The organism is Stenotrophomonas sp. DDT-1, from assembly GCF_001580555.1.
GTDB classification, from domain to species: Bacteria; Pseudomonadota; Gammaproteobacteria; order Xanthomonadales; family Xanthomonadaceae; genus Stenotrophomonas; species Stenotrophomonas sepilia.
Window position 1 is genome coordinate 22,229 of record NZ_LEKR01000019.1, and the last position, 14,316, is coordinate 36,544.

Sequence of the window (14,316 nt, forward strand, 5' to 3'; positions counted from 1 at the left end):
ATGCGAATCCTGCTGATCGAAGACGACGCCGCCCTGGCCGATGGACTGATCCGTGCCCTGCAGGGCACGGGTCATCTGTGCGACCACCTCTCGCGCGGACTGCATGCACCCGCTGCACTGGCCAGCGCGCCATATGACGTGATGGTGCTCGACCTTTCATTGCCCGACGTCGATGGCCTCGACCTGCTCTCGCGCCTGCGCAACGACGGTGTGACCCTGCCGGTGCTGATCCTCACTGCGCGCGACGGTATAGAAGACCGTATCCTCGGCCTCGACCGGGGTGGCGACGACTATCTCGCCAAGCCGTTCGCGCTGGGAGAGCTGGAAGCACGCCTGCGTGCGCTGTCACGCCGCCGCAGCGACGCGCCTGCGCAGAAGCGGTTGGGTCGCCTGTGCTTCGACAGCATCCGCAATGAAGTGCAGGTGGACGGCCAGCGCATCGAACTGACCGCGCGTGAGCTGTCGCTGGTCGAGGCCCTGATGCAGCATCCCGGCCGCACCGTCACCAAGCAGCGCCTGTTCGACGCGCTGTACAGCTGGGACCACGAGGCCAGCCTGTCGGTGATCGAAGTGCATGTCAGCCGCCTGCGCCGCAAGCTGGAACAGGCGCGTGCCGGCGTCGGCATCCGCATGCTGCGTGGGCTTGGATACCGCTTGGAGGCCGTGGGTGACTGAGCGCGTGCACAGCCTGCGTGGCCTGCTGCTGCGCCGCCTGTGGCTGCCGCTGCTGGTGCTGCTGCTGTGTAGCGCGGTAGGTTCCTTCGCGCTGGCCCGTTTCTACGCCGGACAGGTCTATGACCGCTGGCTGCTGGACTCGGCGATGTCGCTGTCCGAGCTGGTGACGGTGCAGGATGGCCGCGCTTCGATCGAGATCACCCCGGCCGTATCGCGCATGTTCACCTGGGACACCGCCGACCAAGTGCATGGCGAGGTGGTCGACGCTGCAGGCGGGCGCCTGTATGGCGACCTGCCCGAAGCACTGCCGCGCCCGGGGAGCGCTGCCGCCGATGAGGGCGCGGTCTACTACGATGCGCGCCTACGCGGGCAGCCGGTGCGCATGGTCGAAGTCGTGGTCAGCGCCGGGCCCGGCCACGATATCCGGCTGCGCGTGGCCGAGACGCTGCGCAAGCGCCACCGACTGGAGCGCAAGCTGCTGCTGACCAGCATCCCGTTCCAGGCCGCGATCCTGGCACTGGCGGCGTGGCTGGCGTGGTCGGGGACCGGCGCTGCCGCACGCCATGCGAACCAGGTGGCGCGGCGCTTGGCCAGCCCCCGCCCGGACCCACTGGCGCCCTTGGAACCCGCACAGGAAGCGCCACGCGAACTGTGGCCGGCGGTGGAAGCCTATAACGCGCTGCTGCACCGGTTGGATGCGATGCAGGCGGCGCAACGGCGCTTCGTCAGCAACGCCGCGCACCAGCTGCGCACGCCGCTTGCTGCGATGCAGGTGGAGCTGGAGAGTTCCCTGCGCCAGCATGATCCACAGGCGCAGCAACTGGCGCTGTCCGGCACGCTGGCCGGGCTGGCGCGGCTGCAGCACCTGGTCAATCAGCTGCTGATGCTCAGCCGCTCGGAAGATCCACAGGGCAGCGCACTGCCGCTGCAGCCGCTGGATCTGGCCGCGCTGGCGCGTGGCGTGGTCGAGCGTTACGCCGATCGTGCGTTGGCTGCAGGCGTGGACCTGGGTTACGACGGACCCGACGACAGCGTGCAGGTACAGGGCGATCCACAGCTGCTGCGCGAGGCGCTGGGTAACCTGCTGGACAACGCGCTGCGCTACGGCGCCACGCCCGGAGTCATCACCCTCGGCCTTCGGCAGGGAACCGACGGCGTGCGGGTATGGGTGGACGATGACGGCACCGGCATCGCCGAAGCCGAGCGCGCGCGCGTCACAGAACGCTTCTACCGGGCCAGCAGCGAGGGGGACGGCTGCGGGCTGGGGCTGGCGATCGTGGCCGAGATCGCGCAGCGGCATGGCGCGATGTTGAAGATCGAAACGGCGCCGCTCGGTGGCGCGCGCGTGGGGCTGCGGTTTCGCTGAGCGTTGTTGAATTGCCCTTGTAGAGCCGAGCCCATGCTCGGCTGCTCCTGGCACGATGCCTGAGCCGAGCATGGGCTCGGCTCTACAGGTTCCCGGTCACCCGTGAAGCGTGCCAACCAAGGTCGGCACCTACCGAGTGCGCGTCATCGGCTCATCGAATACGGCGCCTGCGCGCCCTGCCCCGGCCAGTCCTTGTTCGGCTCGGCCTGCATGCTGAAGCGCAGTTCGCCACCGGCCAGGATCTCGTCGTGGCGCAGGAAGGTGCGCTGCAGCGGCTTGCCGTTCAACGTCACGCTGCCCACGTACGTGTGCGCTTCATCCAGCCCCTCGGCCACGATGGTGAACGTCTTGCCGTTGGGCAGGCGCATCGCGGTCTTCGGCAGGAACGGACGGCCAAGAATGTACTCGCCCGAACCCGGTGCAACCGGGTAGAAGCCCAGCGCGGTGAACACATACCACGCCGACATCTGGCCGACGTCATCATTGCCGGCCAGGCCATCGGGACGGTCGGCGTACTGGGTATCCATGATCTGCTTCAGGCGCGCCTGCGTGCGCCACGGCTGGCCGGCATACGAATACAGGTAGGCCACGTGGTGGCTGGGCTCGTTGCCGTGCGCATACCAGCCGATCAGGCCGGTGATGTCTTCCATGTGCTCGAAGATCGATGGATCCACCTTGGCGTTGAACACCTCGTCCAGGCGCGCGAGCAGCTTGTCGCTGCCACCGTGCGCGGCCGCCAACCCGGCGACGTCCTGCGGCACGTACCACGAGTACTGCCAGGCATTGCCTTCGGTGTAGTCGGTGCCGTAGCCGCTGGCGCTGGGGTCGAAGGGCGTGCGGAAACTGCCATCGCGCTTGCGTGCGCGCATGAAGCCGGTGTCCTTGTCGAAGGCATTGCGCCAGTTGCCTGCGCGCTTGTCGAAGGTCGCCGCGATATCGGCCTTGCCCATGGCCTGCGCCATGCGTGCGATGGTCCAGTCGTCGAAGGCGTATTCCAGCGTCTTGCTGGCTGCTTCGCCCTCCTCGTCGATCGGCACGTAGCCCAGCTCGCGGTACTGCGCGATGCCGTCATAGGGACCGTAATTGGCGGTCTCGACCATTGCCTTCAGCGCCTTGTCGGCGTCGAAGCCACGAATGCCCTTCACGTAGGCATCGGCGATCACCGGCACGGCGTGGTAGCCGATCATGCACCAGTCTTCCAGGCCATGGAACGACCATACCGGCAGCATGCCGTACGGGCTGTGCTCATGGTGGGCAAGCATGGAATTGACGAAGTCGCTGTTGCGCTTCTCCGGCTGCACCAGCGTCAGCAGCGGGTGCAGCGCACGGTAGGTGTCCCACAGCGAGAACGTCGAATAGTGCGTGAAGCCGTCGGCCTTGTGCACTGCGTTGTCCGAACCGCGGTACTGGCCATCGGCATCCATGAACAGCGTCGGCCCCAACATCGTGTGGTACAGCGCGGTATAGGCACTGCGACGGGCATGCTCCGGCGCGTCGATGTCCAGCACGGACAGTGCCTGCGTCCACTCCTGCTTCGCCTGTGCACGCACGCGATCGAAATCGAAGTCGGCCACTTCCGCGTCGAGGTTGGCGATGGCGCCGGCTTCGCTGACCGGCGAGATCGCCACCTTGACCACCAGTGGTGCGTCCAGCTTGCCGAATGCGAACGTACCGACCAGCTGTCGGCCTTCGATCTGGGCGCGCTGCGCGGGATCCTTCTCACCCGGCGGCGGGAAGCCCTTGTAGACGATGTCCTGCTCGGTGTTGTGCAGCTCGTGCCCGGCCAGCGGGCGCGAGAAACGCATCGCGAAATACAGCTGGCGGCCCGGCGCCCAGCCGCGCGTCTCGCGGAAGCCGGTCACCGTACCGTCGGCGCGCACCCGTACCCGCGACCACAGCACCTTGCCCGGGTAGTCATACATGCTGGTACGCATGTCCAGCAGCACCTTGGCGTCGGTGCCCTTGGGGAAGGCATAGCGGTGCACGCCCACGCGGGTACTGGTGGTCAGTTCGGCGCGTACCTTGTAGTCATCCAGGGTGACCGCGTAGTAGCCCGGCTCGGCCTTTTCATCGTCATGACGGAAGCGCGATGCATAGCCGCTGCGCGGCTTCTCCGGATCGCCGCGCTCCAGGCCCGGATTGCCGGTGAACGGCATCAGCAGGATGTCGCCCAGATCGGAATGGCCAGTGCCGGAGAAGTGCGTATGCGAGAAGCCGACGATGCTGCTGTCGTCGTAGCGGTAGCCTGCGGCCCAGCCGTAGGCCTTTTCGCGCGGCTGGATGCGCGTGTCCGGGCTGAGCTGGACCATGCCGAACGGCACTGTGGCCCCCGGGTAGGTGTGGCCTTCGCCACCGGTGCCGATGAACGGGTCGACCGAGGCATAGGCGCGTTCGGCGGCGGATTTCGACGGGGCCGCCAAGGCGGTACCGGTGACAAGCATGGCGGTGGCAGCGAAGGCGATCAGGAGGCGACGGTCCAGCGTGGGCATCGGCATTTGGATCGATTCAGGTGGTAGTCGGATCCTAGCACCGGGCCTGTCTTGTCGCATGCTGCAGTGCGGCCGCCGGAACCGGCACGATGATTTGCACGTAATTGCATGGCCGGACGACGAGTCGCCTCATAGCCTTGCGGTCTCCCGCCTCCCGATCGGTGCCGATACGCCAATGGATGTCCACACATGCACCTCTGAAAGACCGCGCCTTCGAAACGGGAGAAAGCGAGACGAACCATCAATTGGTATGCAGCGCCTCGATCTGCCCAGGATGGCACCGCAGCGCAAACGCCGCTGCCGGGATTGGAACCCCGTTTTGAGCTTTGGGATCTGCTTGCCGTAACTACGGCGGGCGGTGCGCGGCGGCCGAATGGCCCTCCGGCTTTTCCCAAAGCTCAGCCGAAGTTCCAACCTCGCATCGCCCGCCACCCTTGCGGTGGCCTTCGCTTCCCAAGGAGTTCCCGCATGACCCAACGTCCGCTCAGCCCGGCCATGGAATCGCTGTTCCAGCGCATCGAACACGCCCTCAACAGTGCCGAAGGCATGGCCATCCTCATCGGCGAGCAGTACGGCCCCGAGCCGAAGCCACCCGCACCGATGGGCTACAACGCCAAAGAGATCGCCAATGCGATGGTCATGCTGAGCCAGCATGGGCGTTGCCTGCTGCAGAAGTTGCGCGCGGAAGCGGAAAAGGTGACCTATCACTAGACCGCAATGCAGCCAAGCCTGCTCGGCGCGGTTCGAGCCGCAGGCAGCGACTGCTGCCGTCAACCCGGCAATGCGCCCTGCAACGTAGCGAGGTCGGCGCTTTCGACCGGCCTCACCACCCGCGCCACTTCCTGGCCGTCATGCAGCAGCACCACGGTGGGCCACAGTTTTACCTTGAAGGCACGCCCCAGTGGCTTTCCCTTGCCATCTTCGATCTTCCAATGCACCAGATCATGGGCGTCCACAAACGCCTGGAGTGTGGGCTGCGCGGTCTGGCAATGGCCACACCAGGGTGCACCGAACTCTAGCAGCAGCCAGCCCGCCTGAGCTTCCACGTCCGCGTCGGCGGGCTCCGCCGCCGGGTAGTCACGCATGAACTGCATGGTCGTTACCCCGCCAAGGCCTTCTGGATGTCCTCCACCGGTGAATTGGTCAGGTCCTTGGCAATATCGCCCAGCAGGCGCGCCTGGACCTCCATGTGCAGCAGCGGGCGGATACGGCCCAGCGTGGTCGGGTCTGCCACCAGTACCAGGTGTGCATAGCGATTATTCAAGGCATCTTCGTTGAGCTGCTCAGCCACCTGCTTGGCGAACGTCGCCTCGTTGAGCTGGGAAATGGACATGTCCTTCGGCACCGCACCGGCCGGCCCCTGACCTGAGATACCCTGCTCGCTGATGTCCTGCAGGCGCAGCTCACCTTCCTGCTTCAACGCAAGCTGATGTTCGCTGCCCACGTTGGTGAACACGCGGGCCGAACCACCATCGGCAACGACGATCAGGGTGCCTTCGGGAATGCGACGGGTCATGCGATGCTCCTTCTCGATTGCGTTCGGCACTACCGTAGACAGCACTGCGTGAGGGCTGCGGCCAAGGTTCGTTCAACGCGTGTCATCGCATGCATTGCGGATGAACAGGCGCAATGGAACACAGCGTGCAGATCAGCCCGCTTCTCCGCATGCTCACACCGATGCCGTTATCATGAACCGATGATCGACACGACCCACTACGTGACGGGCGCACCTGTTCGTGGGAAGCACTGCCGACCGGCGCTTCGCTTGCCACGATGGCTCCCGCCCTGCCCTTCCATCGCCTCGCGCTGGATCCCGGCGGATGACGCCCGCAGGCGCTCTGCCTGCATTCCCACGCTGACGTGACCGCTGGCCGCTGATTGCGCGGCTGCAGTGGTGTGTTTCCGCATGTCCACCGTTACTGCGGTGCGATTTCGTGCGCGTGGCGTCGTGCGTGCGCACATTCCCCCAGCCCCGATGCCCCTGCGCCACCTGCGCCTGCATCGCCGTTTCCGTTTCTCGGGACACACCACACCGTCTATTCCGCACCGTATTTACTCAACAAGGAGTCCCCATGCAGGACACCCCCGATGCACACGCCCACTTTGGCTGGTTCAAGCGCCGCCGCCACCTGAAGGTCGATGAGATCACGGTGGTCGACAAGCCCATGCTCAAGCGCGCCGTTGGCGCCGCTGCACTGGGCAACGCGATGGAATGGTTCGATTTCGGTGTCTACGGCTATCTGGCGGTCACCATCGGCCAGGTGTTCTTCCCCTCCAGCAATCCCACCGCGCAGGTGATCGCCGCGTTCGCCACTTTCACCGTGGCGTTCCTGGTACGGCCGCTGGGCGGCCTGGTGTTCGGCCCGCTGGGTGATCGCTACGGCCGCCAGAAAGTGCTGGCGTTCACCATGGTCCTGATGGCGCTGGGCACCTTTTCGATCGGCCTGATCCCCGCCTACGAGCGCATCGGTATCTGGGCACCGGTGCTGTTGCTGCTCGCACGCGTGGTGCAGGGCTTTTCCACCGGCGGTGAATATGGCGGCGCGGCGACCTTCATCGCCGAGTATTCCACCGATCGCAACCGCGGCCTGATGGGCAGCTGGCTGGAGTTCGGCACGCTGGGCGGCTACATCGCCGGCGCCGGTACCGTGACCGCGCTGCACATGCTGTTGAGCAGCGAGCAGATGCTGGACTGGGGCTGGCGCATTCCGTTCCTGGTGGCCGGCCCGCTGGGCCTGCTCGGCCTGTACATGCGCATGAAGCTGGAGGAAACCCCGGCGTTCCGCGCCTTCGCCGAGGAAGCCGAGAAGCGCGAACACGACCGGCCGGGGCTGCGCGCGCTGTTCCAGGTGCATGGCCGCCAGCTGCTGGTGTGCATGGGCCTGGTGCTGGTGTTCAACGTCACCGATTACATGCTGTTGACCTACATGCCCAGCTACCTCAGCGTCACCATGGGCTACGCCGAGAGCAAGGGCCTGCTGCTGATCATCATCGTGATGCTGGTGATGATGCCGCTGAACATCGTCGGCGGCGTGTTCAGTGACAGGCTGGGCCGCCGCCCGATGATCATCGGTGCCTGCATCGCGCTGCTGGTGCTGGCCATTCCGTGCCTGCTGCTGGTCGGCAGCGGCCATGACGGGCTGATCTTCCTCGGCCTGATGCTGCTGGGCCTGGCGCTGGTGTGCTTCACCAGTTCGATGCCGTCCACGCTGCCGGCGCTGTTCTACACCCCGGTGCGCTACAGCGCGCTGTCGATCGCCTTCAATGTGTCGGTGTCGCTGTTCGGTGGCACCACGCCGCTGGTGACCGCGTGGCTGGTGGAACGCACCGGCGACCCGCTGGTGCCGGCCTATTACCTGATGGGCGCGGCGGTGATCGGGCTGGTGACCATGCTGTTCGTGAAGGAAACCGCTGGCCTGCCGCTGCGCGGCTCACCGCCGGCGGTCGGCTGCGAACGGGAGGCGGCTGCGCTGTTGAAGAGCGATGTGCCGGTGACGGTGGACCCGACCTTGCCGCCGCTGCCGGATGTTGCCCAGCCCGAGCAGGTGAAGCCTGCCTGAGATCGGGTGCAAAACGCGATCCACGCATGGCGTGGATCTGCGGCGCCACTGGCGCTACGTCTTGATGCGCGCCAGCTTTCCCGGCGTCCAACGCAGCGTCCAGGTGTAGTTCCCGTCCGGCGGACAGACGTGGCGATTTGGGCTCTTCCATTCGCAGACCGTCGCCCCGCCACTGACGGTGAAATCGACAATGATGCGATCACCCTGGATGCGGATGGCATGGATGGCGCCTGGAATCTGTTCGACCGCGTCGTCGCCATAGCCATACCTGCGGATGGCGGCATAGTCCTCTGCCTCCACCGGCGACACGCTCTTCGGGTTCTCCTGGCCCCGCGGATCGTTCTCGGCCAACGCGGTCATCACCGCAACAACGTTGCGCTGGGCGAAGCTGCCGCCGGTGTAGGTGGACGTGTAGAAATACACGACCTCGGCACGGCCGTCGCCATCGAGATCGGCAACAGCGGTCCACACCGGACGGAACTCGGATTCAATGTCGTCGCCGGGAATCAGCCGCAGATTGGCTTCGGCGGCCCGATACGCTTGTACCAGGCTGGGCGGCGCCACCACCCGCTTGGACGCGGCCGGCGCAGCCGCCGCCGTCAAGCTGGACAGCGCCAGCGCAGCAAGCGCCAGGCAGATCGAAGTGGAGCGGAACATCGCAGGTCCGTGCATGTCATCCTCCTTGGGTGTGCGGCCAGTCTAACCACAGCCAAGGCATCCACGCATGGCGTGGATCTAGCGCGGGCTGTTCAATTCCATCGCACGCATCACGATGGGCTTGGCCCAGCCGGGCGTGTGCAGCAGGTCGGCTACCGCAATGGGGTATTGCAGTTCGCCTGCAGCCATGGCCAGTACCGGCAGCGGCACCACGCAGCCCTGTGCGTCGGCCGGTGCGCTGTTGTCGTAGACGTGCAGCTCGGCCAGGTGTGGCAGCAGCTCCAGCAGGTTCGCGCGCGCGGAATCGAAACGCGCGCGGATCCTCTCCACCGGAATATCGTGGCCGCCAGCGGCCACCCGCGCCGCAACACGGGCGATGTGCAGCTCGACATCGGCCAGCCCACAGAACCAGATCGCCACCTGATGCCGTTCGCAGGCCTCGAGCAGCAGGCGCGGAATGGTGTTGCCGCCGAGCGTCGTCTCGAAGGCGAAGTCGGTGCCATCGGCCATGGCCTGGCGCAGGCGGCGGGTGCCTTCCTGCCAGGCCTCGGCGTTGGCCTCCGGCAGCGGCCAGCCGGCGTCGACCAGGCGACGGGTGAACGAGTCCGGGTTGAACCAGCTCAGCCCTTCGGCGTCCAGCCAGGTGCCCAGCAGCGAACTCTTGCCGGCGCCATTGACGCCGGCCAGCGCCAGGATGCGTCCCATCGATCAGAGCGGGCGGCCGAGGGTGACCTTGCGGCCGCGCCGGATCGGCTGGCCCAGCACCTTGCCCAGCCCCTCCCCGCGCTGCAGCCCGGCCAGCTTCTGGTCGAATTCGCTGCGCAGGCGCAGCAGCTCTTCGTTGCGCTCACCGGCATCGCCACCCGCGGCCTTGGCCAGCAGCTCCTGGTAGGTACGGATGTCCACGATCACCGCTTCCGGGTGATTGTGGTTGGTGATGACCAGCGCCTGCTTTTCGCGCACGGTGCGCATCAGGCTCGGCCAGCCCCGGGTCTTCACCGACGAGGCCGGGGCTTTTTCAAGGCCAGGCAGATCCAGCGGCAGGGTCATGGCACGGCTCCAGACAGGGTGGATGACAGCCACTATACCCAATTTGGCCAAATTGGGGATAAATCCCTTTTCACTCCGGCGCCCCAGCGTCCGGGGCGTCGGTCTGCAGCAGGCTGTCACGCTCGCGCAGCGGGAAGCGGATCCAGGCATCCAGGCCTTGCGGGGTAAAGCGCAGCTCGCCGCTGCCGGCCAGTTCATAGGGCACCCGCTGCTCGATCAGGACCCGGCCCAGGCCACGCTGGCGTGGCATCTCCCACCCCTCCACCTCGGCATGGCGCTCGCACCAGTGCAGGCCCAGCCACGGCTGCCCATCCTGCACCTGCAGGTGCCAGCAGACATCGATCCGGCCGTCCTCGTGGGCCAGCGCGCCATACCGCAACGCATTGGTGGCCAGCTCATGGATGGCCAGCGACAGTACTTCGGCCGCCTTCGGTGGCAACAGCACATCCTCACCCTGCAGGTGATAGGCGGCGGCGGCCGGTGTCTGCGCCGCGATCTCCTGCTCGAGCATGCCGCGCAGGCAGACCCCTACATTGGCGCCACGGGTCAACAGGCTCTGCGTGCGCGCCAGTGACATCAGCCGCGCGCACAGGCGCTCGGCATACTCGTCCACGCTGCCGACCGATGCGCGGGTCCGCCAGGCAAGGGCATGGATGGTCGACATGATGTTGCGCACGCGATGCTGCAGTTCGGCCAGCAGCACCGATTGGCGCTCGGTGGCACGCTTGAGGTCGTCGATGTCCACGGCGATCGCGAACACGCCACTCACCCCGCCATCGGCATCACGCAGCGGTGCGGCGGCGACACGCGTCCAGCGCGCGCGCCCATCGTCATGGATGAACTGGAACTCCAGGCCTGGGACCATCGTCTCCCCCCGCAGGGCGCGGGCGATGGCGAAATCGTGGGGTTCGATGCGCGAGCCATCGGGATGCGTACCCTGCCACCGGTAGTGGTTGGGGCGATCCGTGGAGGGCACCTTGCCGGTGGGAAGATAGGTCCGCATCTGGTCGTTGGACAGTTGCAGGTTGCCGTCGGCATCGACAATGCAGACACCCACCGGCAGCACCTTGAAGGCCAGCGCCAACCGGCGGTCGCTCTCACGGCGCTTCTGTTCCTCGCGTTCGCGGGCCGCCTGCGCAACGTGCGCGGCCGTCGTTTCGAACATGGTCACCAGCACGCCGTTGATGCACCCGTCCTCTCCGCGTATGGGGCTGTAGGTGATGGTGAACCAGACATCCTCCAAGCGCCCCCGCCGCGCCAGCGGATAGAGCTTGTCCTCATAGGTGATGGTCTCGCCCTGCCACACACGCTGGTAGATCGGGCCGTTGATGTGCCAGACCTCGGGCCAGCATTCGCGCGTCGGCTGGCCCAGTCCGCCAGGATGCTTGTCAGCCAGGATCTCGGCATAGCCATCGTTGTAGAGCTGCACCAGCTGCTCGCCCCACAGCACGATCATCGGAAAGCCGTGCGCAAGCATCAGGTCGACGGTGGCGCGCAGGTGCGGCGGCCATTGCTCGATCGCACCCAGTGGCGTGCCTGACCAGTCGTGCCGGGCAATACGGGCGGCCATGCCGTCATGGCGCGCATCGGCCTGCAGCGACGGCGGCATGCCCGCCGGGCGCTCAACGGCCCGGAGGCCTTCGGTGTGGCGCGACATGCCGCGCAATCAGGCGATGCCCGCAGGGGCCTGCGGCGTCGCCACCAGTCCCGCCAGCTGCTGGACCAGGGCCTCGATGTGATAGGGCTTGGTGCAGCGGGGCGCATCCGCGAAGCGGCTGGGCAGGTTGTCATCGTAGCCAGAGGTCAGCATGAACGGCGTACCCGCTTCGGCCAACCGGTCGGCCAGCGGGTACACCTGTTCACCGCCCAGGTTGATGTCCAGCAGGGCCACGTCGATGGGGTTGTCATCCAGCAGCCGGCCGAGTGCCTGCAGGTCCCCGGCCGGCCCCACCACCTGCGCGCCCTTCAACTCCAGGTAGTCCACCAGGAACATCGCGATGGCGAATTCATCTTCCGCCACCAGTACTCTCAACCCTTTCAGGCCTTCTGGTTTGTTGCCCGCTTCCAGCACGACCGGCGCTCCTCGATACACGCGGCCCACCTCCGCCGCAACGGTCGTAGGATGCGCGAACCGGGCTACAAGGGCGCGTGATGATCGATGAAGATCGCAGCCGCGGCGCATTCACTCCGGCCTTGCAGCGGTGCGTTCAGAACGCACGCTCCCATTTCAGGCTGAGCAGGCCGCGGTCATGGCTGTACAGCCAACCGACGTTGCTGTCGATACGGGCGTAGCGCAGGCTCAGGCTGGGCACCAGCCCGCCCACCGCCAGCCGCTCGCTGCGCACGATGGCGATCAGGTTCTGTTCGTCGTCCTGCCTGCGCGCCTCCAGCAACGGACTCCAGGCATCGTAGTGACGGTGACGCAACGACACGAACACCGTGGCCGTGGTGCCACTCCACTGGCGCGCCGCGCCCAGCCGCAGGCCGCGCTGGCGGTAGCCGTTGGCCGGGTCGGCAGCGCTGCTGTCGCTCAGGTCCATGCCCGCGAACAGGGTCCAGCGCGGATTAAGCGCGCGGAACCAGGTGGCATACAGCGCTGCCAGATCGCCATCGTAGTTGTCGGCCAGGCCCGGCTGCCGATAGCGCTGGCGCTTCCAGTCGGCCTCCAGCTTGAGCAGGCTGCGCCCGTCCAGGGCGTACTGCCACTCGCCGTGTACGCCGCTGCCGCCCTGCAGAGCGTGGTTGCCCAGCGCCTGGAAGTCATAGCTCGGCGCCAGCTGCAGGGTGTGCCGTGCACTGCGCCAGCTGTAACCGGCCTGCACGCTGGCGTTGAGCTCGTTGTATGCACTGTACCCGCGCCATGCCTGACCGAAAGCGAGACCGCGCACGTAAAGTCCATGATGGCCGGCCAACGCCCAGCGCCGTTCCAGGTTGGCGTCGTAGTCCAGGCCGGTGGCGCGCTGCGCTTCGGGCAGCGTGCGTTCGATGAGGCAGGTGTCGCCGACGACGAACAGGCAGGTGCGGCTGGCCGAACTGCGGTTGATGTTGTCGCTCCATGCAGGCCCGGCGGCGACCGCCGCCTTCCAGCGCCTGCGTGCCTGCAACGCGTCCAGATAGCTGTCCACACGAGCGCGGACACCTGCGGTGGCCGGATCGTTGCTGTCGATACCGGCCTTGATTGCACCGAACAATGCCACCGCCTCGCGGTCGCGCTGGTCTTCGGCATAGACGCGTGCCAGTTCAAGGCGGGCGGGCAGGAAGTCCGGCTGCGCTGCCAGCAGCGCTTCGTACTCCTGTGCAGCGCGCGGATGGTCACCGGCCACGCGGGCCAACGCACCCTGCGCGTAGTGGCGCAGCAGCGGATCGTGCCCCGGAAGCTCGATGTATTCGGCCAGGAACGCCGCGGCGGCCGGCCACTGCTGGTGCTGCAACGACAGGTAGAGGGCCTGGCCGAGATCATCAACGGTGCGCTCCACCCGCACGGTCTTGCCATCGATGGTGAGCGTCGGCCGCTGTGATTCGGCTTGCTGCAGGCGCTGCTGGTCCTGCTGCTGGTGGCGCAGTTCGCTGCCCTGTTCGAGCACGCGGAGCAGATCGTCCTGCTGGGCGCACACGTCGGCGGCAACCAGCAGCAGGAACACAAGGAAAATGGGGTGGCGCATGGGCGATCCGTGGCGGTGCATGCAGCGGGCCGAAGCAGGGACTGGCGGATCGCGGCTTGTCCCTGCCCTGCCCCGTCAGGGGCGTGGCAATCAGTTCTTGCTGCCGCCGAAGGCGGTGTCGTACTGGCTGTTGCCGGCGAACGTAGCGATACCGGCCAGGGTGGCGGCGTTGGCGCCGAAGAACTGGCCCTGGCTGTTGCCGGTGACCGAACCGTTGGCCACAGCGGTGCCGGCGAAGGACGCATCAGCGCTGTTGATGTTGGCGTTGATCGCCAGCGTCTGGCCACCACCGGTCAGGCCGCCGGTCAGCTTGCCGGTACCGAAGTTCGCGGCGAAAGTGCCGCTGAGCAGGTTGCTGCCGTTGAATTTGTTCAGGCCGGCCACCGCGTACGTGGCGGTGCCGCTGGGCAACGTGGTGCCCGCACGGTCGCCAGCGAAGTACACCTGGCGGTTGTTGAAGCCACCCGCGGCGCCATCCTTGGACCATTCACCGAACCACACATCGCCACTGCCCACCTTGACGAAGTTGAAGTGGCCCATGCCGGCATGGTTGCCGGGGGTACCGGTGATCGGCATGGCCAGCGTACGTACGGTCACGTTGCCCACGGTGGTGGGGGCCGAGTATGCGGCCAGGCCCTGGAAATCGACCGGCTTGGCGTTGGAGACGGTGCCGACACCGATGCCGGCCCTGCCGGCACTGTGCGGGCCGCCGTTGACTTCGGAAGCACCGACCTTGACGTACAGCTGCGAATCGGTGGCCGGGCTGGCCGCACCGACGATGTCGGCAGCCTGGGCGGCACCGGCCAGGGCAAAGGTGGCGGCCACGGCCAGTACGGAACGGGAGATCATCTTCATGG

The 14,316-nt window shown here is 66.6% G+C and carries 14 protein-coding genes; 4 read left to right on the plus strand and 10 right to left on the minus strand.

Annotated elements, in window-relative coordinates; genetic code table 11:
* Together AB839_RS11180 and AB839_RS11185 are read left to right on the plus strand one after the other, a co-directional pair.
* Positions 1-675: a response regulator gene (locus AB839_RS11180; RefSeq protein WP_061479422.1), complete on the plus strand. Its 675-nt coding sequence runs from the start codon at positions 1-3 to the stop codon at positions 673-675.
* Positions 668-2,041 (plus strand): sensor histidine kinase, encoded by a 1,374-nt coding sequence (locus AB839_RS11185; protein ID WP_061479423.1) that lies wholly within the window; start codon positions 668-670, stop codon positions 2,039-2,041. The genes AB839_RS11180 and AB839_RS11185 overlap by 8 nt, the downstream gene beginning before the upstream one ends.
* Positions 2,042-2,184: 143 nt before the next feature.
* On the opposite strand, the gene AB839_RS11190 is transcribed toward AB839_RS11185, so the two are convergent.
* Positions 2,185-4,536 (minus strand): GH92 family glycosyl hydrolase, encoded by a 2,352-nt coding sequence (locus AB839_RS11190; protein WP_061479424.1) that lies wholly within the window; start codon positions 4,534-4,536, stop codon positions 2,185-2,187.
* A 462-nt stretch (positions 4,537-4,998) separates the two neighbouring features.
* On the opposite strand from AB839_RS11190, the gene AB839_RS11195 reads away from it, so the two are divergent.
* The gene (locus AB839_RS11195; RefSeq protein WP_032962604.1) at positions 4,999-5,241 is read left to right on the plus strand and encodes a hypothetical protein; all 243 of its coding nucleotides are present in this window, start codon (positions 4,999-5,001) and stop codon (positions 5,239-5,241) included.
* A gap of 59 nt (positions 5,242-5,300) precedes the next feature.
* Here AB839_RS11195 and AB839_RS11200 read toward each other — a convergent pair whose 3' ends face one another.
* Together AB839_RS11200 and AB839_RS11205 are read right to left on the minus strand one after the other, a co-directional pair.
* Positions 5,301-5,624: a thioredoxin family protein gene (locus tag AB839_RS11200; protein WP_061479425.1), complete on the minus strand. Its 324-nt coding sequence runs from the start codon at positions 5,622-5,624 to the stop codon at positions 5,301-5,303.
* 5 nt (positions 5,625-5,629) lie between these two features.
* Positions 5,630-6,046 (minus strand): host attachment family protein, encoded by a 417-nt coding sequence (locus tag AB839_RS11205; RefSeq protein WP_061479426.1) that lies wholly within the window; start codon positions 6,044-6,046, stop codon positions 5,630-5,632.
* 556 nt (positions 6,047-6,602) lie between these two features.
* Here AB839_RS11205 and proP point away from each other — a divergent pair.
* Positions 6,603-8,090, plus strand: a complete 1,488-nt coding sequence (gene proP, locus AB839_RS11210; protein ID WP_061479427.1) for a glycine betaine/L-proline transporter ProP — start codon at positions 6,603-6,605, stop codon at positions 8,088-8,090.
* 54 nt (positions 8,091-8,144) lie between these two features.
* On the opposite strand, the gene AB839_RS11215 is transcribed toward proP, so the two are convergent.
* From AB839_RS11215 to AB839_RS11245, 7 genes are all read right to left on the minus strand, one after another.
* Complete coding sequence (locus AB839_RS11215; RefSeq protein WP_061479428.1) at positions 8,145-8,762, minus strand: hypothetical protein; 618 nt, start codon at positions 8,760-8,762, stop codon at positions 8,145-8,147.
* Between the two features lie 63 nt (positions 8,763-8,825).
* Positions 8,826-9,452 (minus strand): AAA family ATPase, encoded by a 627-nt coding sequence (locus tag AB839_RS11220; protein WP_061479429.1) that lies wholly within the window; start codon positions 9,450-9,452, stop codon positions 8,826-8,828.
* A 3-nt stretch (positions 9,453-9,455) separates the two neighbouring features.
* On the minus strand, positions 9,456-9,797 hold the full coding sequence (locus AB839_RS11225) for a type II toxin-antitoxin system prevent-host-death family antitoxin (protein ID WP_049411569.1): 342 nt from the start codon (positions 9,795-9,797) through the stop codon (positions 9,456-9,458).
* Positions 9,798-9,867: 70 nt separating this feature from the next.
* Positions 9,868-11,454, minus strand: a complete 1,587-nt coding sequence (locus tag AB839_RS11230; protein WP_061479430.1) for a PAS domain-containing protein — start codon at positions 11,452-11,454, stop codon at positions 9,868-9,870.
* Between the two features lie 9 nt (positions 11,455-11,463).
* On the minus strand, positions 11,464-11,868 hold the full coding sequence (locus tag AB839_RS11235) for a response regulator (protein ID WP_005416747.1): 405 nt from the start codon (positions 11,866-11,868) through the stop codon (positions 11,464-11,466).
* 136 nt (positions 11,869-12,004) lie between these two features.
* The gene (locus AB839_RS11240; protein WP_061479431.1) at positions 12,005-13,459 is read right to left on the minus strand and encodes a porin family protein; all 1,455 of its coding nucleotides are present in this window, start codon (positions 13,457-13,459) and stop codon (positions 12,005-12,007) included.
* Between the two features lie 90 nt (positions 13,460-13,549).
* Positions 13,550-14,314, minus strand: coding sequence for a Slam-dependent surface lipoprotein (locus AB839_RS11245; protein ID WP_061479432.1), 765 nt, complete (start codon positions 14,312-14,314; stop codon positions 13,550-13,552).
* Positions 14,315-14,316: the final 2 nt, after the last annotated feature.

Bases quoted from the DNA above. Each gene is read 5' to 3' on its own strand.
- AB839_RS11195 (WP_032962604.1), top strand. From the start codon at position 4,999: ATGACCCAACGTCCGCTCAGCCCGGCCATGGAATCGCTGTTCCAGCGC.
- AB839_RS11225 (WP_049411569.1), bottom strand. From the start codon at position 9,797: ATGACCCTGCCGCTGGATCTGCCTGGCCTTGAAAAAGCCCCGGCCTCG.
- proP (WP_061479427.1), top strand. From the start codon at position 6,603: ATGCAGGACACCCCCGATGCACACGCCCACTTTGGCTGGTTCAAGCGC.
- AB839_RS11205 (WP_061479426.1), bottom strand. From the start codon at position 6,046: ATGACCCGTCGCATTCCCGAAGGCACCCTGATCGTCGTTGCCGATGGT.
- AB839_RS11215 (WP_061479428.1), bottom strand. From the start codon at position 8,762: ATGCACGGACCTGCGATGTTCCGCTCCACTTCGATCTGCCTGGCGCTT.
- AB839_RS11220 (WP_061479429.1), bottom strand. From the start codon at position 9,452: ATGGGACGCATCCTGGCGCTGGCCGGCGTCAATGGCGCCGGCAAGAGT.
- AB839_RS11180 (WP_061479422.1), top strand. From the start codon at position 1: ATGCGAATCCTGCTGATCGAAGACGACGCCGCCCTGGCCGATGGACTG.
- AB839_RS11240 (WP_061479431.1), bottom strand. From the start codon at position 13,459: ATGCGCCACCCCATTTTCCTTGTGTTCCTGCTGCTGGTTGCCGCCGAC.
- AB839_RS11230 (WP_061479430.1), bottom strand. From the start codon at position 11,454: ATGTCGCGCCACACCGAAGGCCTCCGGGCCGTTGAGCGCCCGGCGGGC.
- AB839_RS11190 (WP_061479424.1), bottom strand. From the start codon at position 4,536: ATGCCGATGCCCACGCTGGACCGTCGCCTCCTGATCGCCTTCGCTGCC.
- AB839_RS11200 (WP_061479425.1), bottom strand. From the start codon at position 5,624: ATGCAGTTCATGCGTGACTACCCGGCGGCGGAGCCCGCCGACGCGGAC.
- AB839_RS11245 (WP_061479432.1), bottom strand. From the start codon at position 14,314: ATGAAGATGATCTCCCGTTCCGTACTGGCCGTGGCCGCCACCTTTGCC.